This window comes from Oceanobacillus saliphilus (genome assembly GCF_023522835.1).
Classification (GTDB): Bacteria; Bacillota; Bacilli; order Bacillales; family Amphibacillaceae; genus Oceanobacillus; species Oceanobacillus saliphilus.
Genome location: NZ_JALCZU010000010.1, coordinates 177509 through 184164, shown reverse-complemented (window position 1 = coordinate 184164; position 6656 = coordinate 177509). Strand labels below are relative to the sequence as shown.

The 6656-nt window shown below is 37.4% G+C and carries 5 protein-coding genes and 2 pseudogenes; all 7 read left to right on the top strand.

Annotated features, from left to right (window positions below):
* The first annotated feature begins 561 nt into the window (after positions 1-561).
* The gene (locus MN204_RS16465) at positions 562-1542 is read left to right on the top strand and encodes a tRNA dihydrouridine synthase (RefSeq protein ID WP_249872187.1); all 981 of its coding nucleotides are present in this window, start codon (positions 562-564) and stop codon (positions 1540-1542) included.
* Between the two features lie 256 nt (positions 1543-1798).
* Positions 1799-1932, top strand: a pseudogene (locus tag MN204_RS21740) (transposase); the annotation flags it as partial.
* A 333-nt stretch (positions 1933-2265) separates the two neighbouring features.
* On the top strand, positions 2266-2526 hold the full coding sequence (locus tag MN204_RS16460; RefSeq protein WP_249872180.1) for a hypothetical protein: 261 nt from the start codon (positions 2266-2268) through the stop codon (positions 2524-2526).
* 130 nt (positions 2527-2656) lie between these two features.
* Positions 2657-3907 (top strand): MFS transporter, encoded by a 1251-nt coding sequence (locus MN204_RS16455; protein ID WP_249872179.1) that lies wholly within the window; start codon positions 2657-2659, stop codon positions 3905-3907.
* Between the two features lie 365 nt (positions 3908-4272).
* The gene (locus MN204_RS16450; RefSeq protein WP_249872178.1) at positions 4273-4680 is read left to right on the top strand and encodes a hypothetical protein; all 408 of its coding nucleotides are present in this window, start codon (positions 4273-4275) and stop codon (positions 4678-4680) included.
* A gap of 5 nt (positions 4681-4685) precedes the next feature.
* Positions 4686-4877, top strand: a pseudogene (locus tag MN204_RS21515) (SEC-C metal-binding domain-containing protein); the annotation flags it as partial.
* 417 nt (positions 4878-5294) lie between these two features.
* Positions 5295-6653, top strand: a complete 1359-nt coding sequence (locus MN204_RS16440; protein ID WP_249872177.1) for an MATE family efflux transporter — start codon at positions 5295-5297, stop codon at positions 6651-6653.
* Positions 6654-6656: the final 3 nt, after the last annotated feature.

Here is a 6656-nt window from a genome sequence, read left to right as displayed (position 1 = left end):
TGATGAAAATAATTCAAATAAAAATGGTTCCGATCATCCAAAAACCGATGAACGGAACCATTTTTATTCATTTTGGCTAGTTATGTCCCAGCCTCTTTTTCTGTATCTACCATTAACAATGAGATCATCAAACGATGGTCTTTTTTTTTTTGTTCATTTCAGATATTTGCAATTGAAGTAGTGGATATTCGTTATTATTTGTTTATAGATAGTGAAGAATCGGCCATAAAAAATAAGGTTGTACTAAGGAGATAAACGTTGTGGGATTAAACTATTGGATAAGTAATAAAAGAAGGGCGAACTGCGCCTTAATTACGTATTCAAAAAATTTGGGTTTCTGGTGATAGTCTGGTTAAAATAAACAATACCTTGTATAATAAACATTTCGGATCAGTTTGATAAAAAGTACTTAATCATGGTATAAGTGTAAACGAAGCATGGACATTTCTGCTTTTTACTTTGCAAGTAAGGCATTCGCCCAAAGGCTTAGGCAGTTGCCAAGTTTTCTAAGGCGATAAAGGTTTGACCTGGTATACTTTAATGAGAGGATTGAATTTAAATATGATAGATAATTTCTGGCGTGATTTACCACGACCGTTTTTTGTGCTGGCACCAATGGAGGATGTGACAGATGTTGTTTTTCGTCATGTGGTGAGTGAAGCTGGCAGACCTGATGTGTTTTTTACCGAGTTTACCAACTCTGTAAGCTACTGTCATCCAGAAGGAAAGGAAAGTGTGCGTGGGCGTTTGACTTTTACCGAGGATGAACAACCTATTGTAGCCCACATATGGGGGGATCAACCTGAACACTTTCGGCAAATGAGTATTGGTATGGCAGAACTTGGGTTTCGAGGTGTTGATATCAATATGGGCTGTCCAGTTCCTAATGTGGCAGGGAAAGGGAAAGGATGCGGCCTTATCCGCCGTCCGGAAGTAGCGGCAGAGCTAATAGAAGCTGCGAAAGCGGGAGGTTTACCCGTAAGTGTGAAGACAAGGCTTGGTTACACGAATGTTGATGAATGGCACGATTGGCTAACGCACATATTAAAACAGGATATTGCGAATCTTTCCATTCATCTGCGTACAAAAAAGGAAATGAGTAAAGTAGATGCTCATTGGGAACTGATCCCCGAGATAAAGAAACTTCGCGACGAGGTGGCACCAGATACACTTTTGACGATTAATGGAGATATTCCAGACCGTGAAACCGGCTTGAAACTCGCCGAGGAATACGGTGTGGATGGGGTTATGATTGGGCGTGGCGTTTTTAAAAATCCATTTGCCTTTGAAAAGGAGCCGAAAGATCATAGTAGTCAGGAATTGCTTGAGCTCTTAAGGTTGCATTTGGATCTCTTTGATAAATACTCGAAAATAGAAGCCCGTCCGTTCAGGCCCTTGCGTCGCTTCTTTAAGATATATGTCCGTGGGATTCGAGGGGCAGGCGAGTTACGAAATCAATTGATGAGTACCGAGTCAACAGATGAAGTACGTGCATTGCTTGATAACTTCGAGCGAAAGAATGTTGATGTGACAGGGGAATAGTAAAAGTGTCCAATTCAAGGTTAAAGCGAAGTAATGTTAAACTGATGTGATCTCCAAAAGTTATATTCTATATGAAGCAGCTAATTGGCTGGTGTGAATACGGTATTTAACCGTACTCATTCCCGCCAATTTTTACTTTGGACGTTTGTTATTATAGTAATTTGTATTAAATTTATGGGTTTGCAAATTAGATACGATTTAGAAATTAAAAATGAAGGGAAACAATCGCAGGAGAATATGGAAGAGATAATATTCGGAAGATAAAAGAGAAATTATTGGCTTTCAAATAGCTCATAAAGAGTCAAAAGAAAACTGGGGGTGCATTCTTTAATTCATAGGGGCTTACAATCACCAAAACTTGTTATCTCGGACGCCCACGAAGGACTTAAGGCACTTTTACTTTTTCGACATTAATTATAGGTAGATAGAAATTAGGATGAATTAAATGGAATACATCCATAAAAGTGTTTATTAATCCAACTGACGCCCCTTGCTATTCATTGAACAAATTTGGATTAGTTCTAGGCCGCTCTAAAAAAGAATGGCGCTTTAAAGATTGTGATGATGTCCACTTTAAATAGGGGATCTTACAATAATGACATCGTTTAAATGTGACGTCTTCATTTAAGCTAACGGGTGGCTGTTTAATGGAATAGTGAAACTTCTCTCTTTCTAAATCGTAGTACAGTATAGACGTTAAAATGATAGGGGAGTCAGTCAACCATGAAAAATTTTATGATCATTGCCATTAGTTTTCTAATATTATTTTCATTATTCCAAGTTATATCTGGCATGCTTCTTACACTTATGTATACTCCAAATATAACAGAGGCTTGGAATGTGAGTGCTAATTTATCTCAGGAAGTAATTATTGAAAGCAGTAATAGTCATTTTATACTTACATTATTTTTGGCCTTTCTATCTGCCGTAATTGCTTATTTTATCCTGAAGAAAATTACAAAGTACAGCAACAGTAGCAAGTAGAATGGCATATATAGTCGGTCTACTTCACTTTTTAAATAGGATGGAGCATTGCATTGACCAGGTATTATATTCTTGAAAATATCAATAGTATACATTAACAGACTTTCATCATAATAAAGGAGAACTGTGTATGTTAACATTGTTAGCGGGTTGGAGAGACCCCACGCTGTTACTATTTTCAATTGGAATAGCTAGTATCGGAGACTTTGTTTATTTAGTGGCGATTAATATTATTGTATATCAACTAACAGGGTCGGCAGCTGCTGTCGCAGGACTTTGGATTATTGGTCCACTAACTAATATTATTACAAAATTATGGACTGGTAGTTTCATTGATTATCGTAGCAAGAGAAAAGTAATGATTGTAACATACATAGTTAGAGCGTTGTTCATCTGCTTCATCCCGTTTGCACCAAACATGGCAGTTATTTATGGAATTTTGGTTGTTCTAAGTGTGGCAAAAGCATTTTTTAATCCATCCTCGATGACATATGTTGCTATACTTGTTCCAAAAGAAAAAAGGAAACGATTTAACTCTATTCGATCTTTTGCAACTTCCGGGGCATTTATTATTGGACCAGCAATCGGGGGTTCGCTTATGTTAGTAACCTCTGTTGAAATAACGTTGTGGCTAACTGCAATATTCTTTCTTGTTTCAGCAATTTTATTATTTTTTCTACCCGATAAAGAGAACATTGATAAAAAAACGATTCCAACATTGACTTTTTCCCAAGTGTTAAGAGATTTTACAGTTGTTCGAAGGTTTATGTCTCATAATAAATATGTATCATTTATCTACCTTGGTTTTATTATGGTGATGATTTTTTCGTTTGCTATGGATGCACAAGAAGTTGTTTTCACACAACAAGTCATAGGGCTTTCTGAGATGGAGTATAGTTTGTTGATAAGTATAACTGGAATTGGCTCTGTTGTAGGTGCCATGTTACTTTCACTTTTTTCAAATTACTTCTCGCTCCGATTTATGATTGTCATTGGCCTTGTTATGATGACGATTGGTTATGTAATCTATGCATTTTCATGGTCATTTTTATCTATTGTGGTAGGATTTGTTATCTTAGGTTTCTTTAATGTGTTCGTAAATGCTGGCATCATGACTTTCTACCAAAACAATGTTCCAGTAGAAATAATGGGAAGAGTAACGAGTATTTATCAGTTGATACAAAGTGCTGTTCAAGTAGTATTTATTCTGGCAATTGGATTTGCAGCTGATATAATTTCATTAAGACTTACAATTATTACGTTGGCACTTATCATGCTTGTCTCATCTATTATCTTTTCATTTTCAGTAATGAGACCAAATAAACGATTTCTTTACCAGGAAGTCCCCGATGAAATCAAGAAATTAAAACCTGTTGAATAGCAGGTTTCATATGGCGTTAACGGATGCATTGCTTAACGAGCAATTGCTTGCACCGTTGGGTCGATCTAACAAGAAGAGATTGTGCAGAAGAGATGGAAAGGGGACAGCATATGGAAAATAGATTATTAGTTTTGGTATTATTTTTTGTTTTAGGCTCTGCTATGGTAAGTAGTATGGAGTAGCTCAGTTATACGTTTAAGTCTATTTTTTACGGTATTGCGATGACCGTCTTAATTTTGATCGGATTTGTACGTTTTTATAAATATTTGAGAAGAATTAGAGAATAGATTGTTACTCTTATCAAGATTTGGGCTATCGAACAACAAGATTGTCAAACGATGGTCTAATATAAAGGAGCAAGAAAAGTGATCAAGAAATTATTCCGTTATAAGGATAGAAGTTTAGATAACTTCACGTTGGAAAATATTCAAAACAAGATGCTTGAAACGGGTTGGAATGAGGATTTTACATATGAAATAGTGACTATTTTTAGAGAGCGAATTAGGAAATATGGGGAAAAGGCATTTCAGGAGTGGTTTAAAGAATTACATTATCAAGTGCCAGAGGAGTTTGATAACGAATTACTTGGTATAGAAATATATGACAACTACGCAACGTGGATAGAACATGAAGTAGCCAGCTTAGAAAAGGAAACAAATTTATCTTGGGAAAAACAAACGGAGGATATAAGAAAACGTAATGACAAAGTAAGAAAAGTACAGTTAGTAATAAGACATCGACTTTCAGAGGTTTCCTTGGAGTTATTAAGCTAGCTGGAGTGAATAACACGAGGGAATGGTTTCTAAAAGGATACACCTCAACAGAGTTAAGTGTACAGGAGAAAAAACATTTACGTCCATTACCGACTGCTGAATCTAAAAGTGAAAGCAAAAAAGTGGAAAAGATAGGCAGAAATGAGCCATGCCCATGCGGAAGTGGAAAAAAATATAAAAAATGCTGTGGACGGTAGTGAATTCTGCTACTTGTCTGCAACATTACATTTTTGTGAATTTTTAAGGTACCACTTTTGAAAAATAAGGCCAAAACTCTGACACCGATTCCAAAGAGATAGATATATCGAATAAAGCGTGCTTAAGACAGGCTTATTTTTTTTGCCTTAGGAAATTATTCAGAGGACTTGCATATATTCACAGTTTGTAAGTGGAATATATTTATTTATAGTAACAAGTAAATTCGGCTGGTGCAAATTGAAGCGGAGTGGGGAAACCCTTTATACGGAACAAGTTTTCCGAATTCCTCATTCCGTGAAAAATTAATTGAAAATTTTATATTCTATAAGTCAAAAACTTTATATTCCAATTTGCTTAAAATAGGATTAAAATAACGTTCGTAATGATTTTTAACAAGAAGGAGAAAAAGAAACGAATTGACGATAGAGAAAAATAAATACCAGGATCAATCCTTGTTTAATATCACGTGGCCGCTTTTTATTGAAATATCACTCCATATGAGCATGGGGATTATTGCAACATTGGTGCTGAGTGGCTATGCGGATAACGCTGTTGCAGGGGTAGGGGTAGCCAATCAAATCATCAATATCTTCATCTTAGTCTTTAACGTGTCGGCAATTGGTGCGACCATTTTAATCGGTCAGAATCTGGGGGCCAATCGGATCAAAGAGGCACGGCGCCTTGCAAGGTCTGCATTCGGAATTAATTTCTGGGTCGGAATAGTAATGACAATTGTCGTTGTTGCCTTTGGCGGTGTGTTTTTGCAATTTTATGGTCTGAGTGGAGAAGTGTATGGCTATGCCTACACCTTCCTGACGATTACCGGTATCTCTCTTTTTATCGAAGCAATTGCTTTGGCATTAAGTGCAGTATTAAGGAGTTATGGACATACGAGAGAAACGATGTTTGTAACAGTAATCATGAATGTAATCAGCATCATTGGTTTCTTAATTGCAATCAAAGGGTTGTTTGGCTTTCCGGTGACAGGTGTATTTGGGGTTTCCATCTCCATTATTGTTGCAAGGATTTTCTTGGTTGTGGCACTGTTTTACTTTGTTTACAAAAGATTGGCACTGAAGTTTCAATTGAAAGATATCTTTCATATAAATAAAGCTGATGTGAAGGGGTTGCTGACCATCGGGATTCCATCTGCCGGAGAGAATCTTTCGTATCAATTCTCACAGGTAGTCATCACCAGCTTCGTCGCAATTACAGGGGACGCAGCATTGGCAGCAAGGGTCTATATTCTGAACATATCGATGGTTTGCTTCCTGTTCACAATGGCAATAGCCCAGGGGACACAGCTCCTTGTTGCACGCTATGTCGGTGCGGGAAACTATGACAGGGCATTGAAGCGGGGAATAAAAACGTTAAAGATTGCTGTCCTTGTTTCACTTACCGTTTCGCTTGCCGTAGCACTAATTGGCGAACCGATCCTAGCTGTATTTACAGATAATCCAAGCATTATTGCTATTGCGCTTCCGGTCTTATGGGCGATTGTATTCATTGAACCGGGGCGTGCCATGAATATTGTTTTGATGGGGTCGTTGAAATCAGTAGGGGATGTCCGATTTCCAGTTGTTATCGGGATCATCTCCATGTGGGGAGTCGCTGTCCTGCTGAGTTATTTCTTCGGTGTCACACTTGGATTAGGGCTGCTTGGAATATGGCTTGCCCAGGGAATCGATGAATGGCTGCGCGGCACATTTGCCTTGAAACGCTGGAAGTCACAAGTATGGTTGAAAAAAATAGCTATTAAGAAGGAAAGTGCATAAGCA

Excerpts from the sequence above, each read along its gene's own strand:
- MN204_RS16465 (WP_249872187.1), top strand. The coding sequence starts at position 562 with ATGATAGATAATTTCTGGCGTGATTTACCACGACCGTTTTTTGTGCTG.
- MN204_RS16460 (WP_249872180.1), top strand. The coding sequence starts at position 2,266 with ATGAAAAATTTTATGATCATTGCCATTAGTTTTCTAATATTATTTTCA.
- MN204_RS16455 (WP_249872179.1), top strand. The coding sequence starts at position 2,657 with ATGTTAACATTGTTAGCGGGTTGGAGAGACCCCACGCTGTTACTATTT.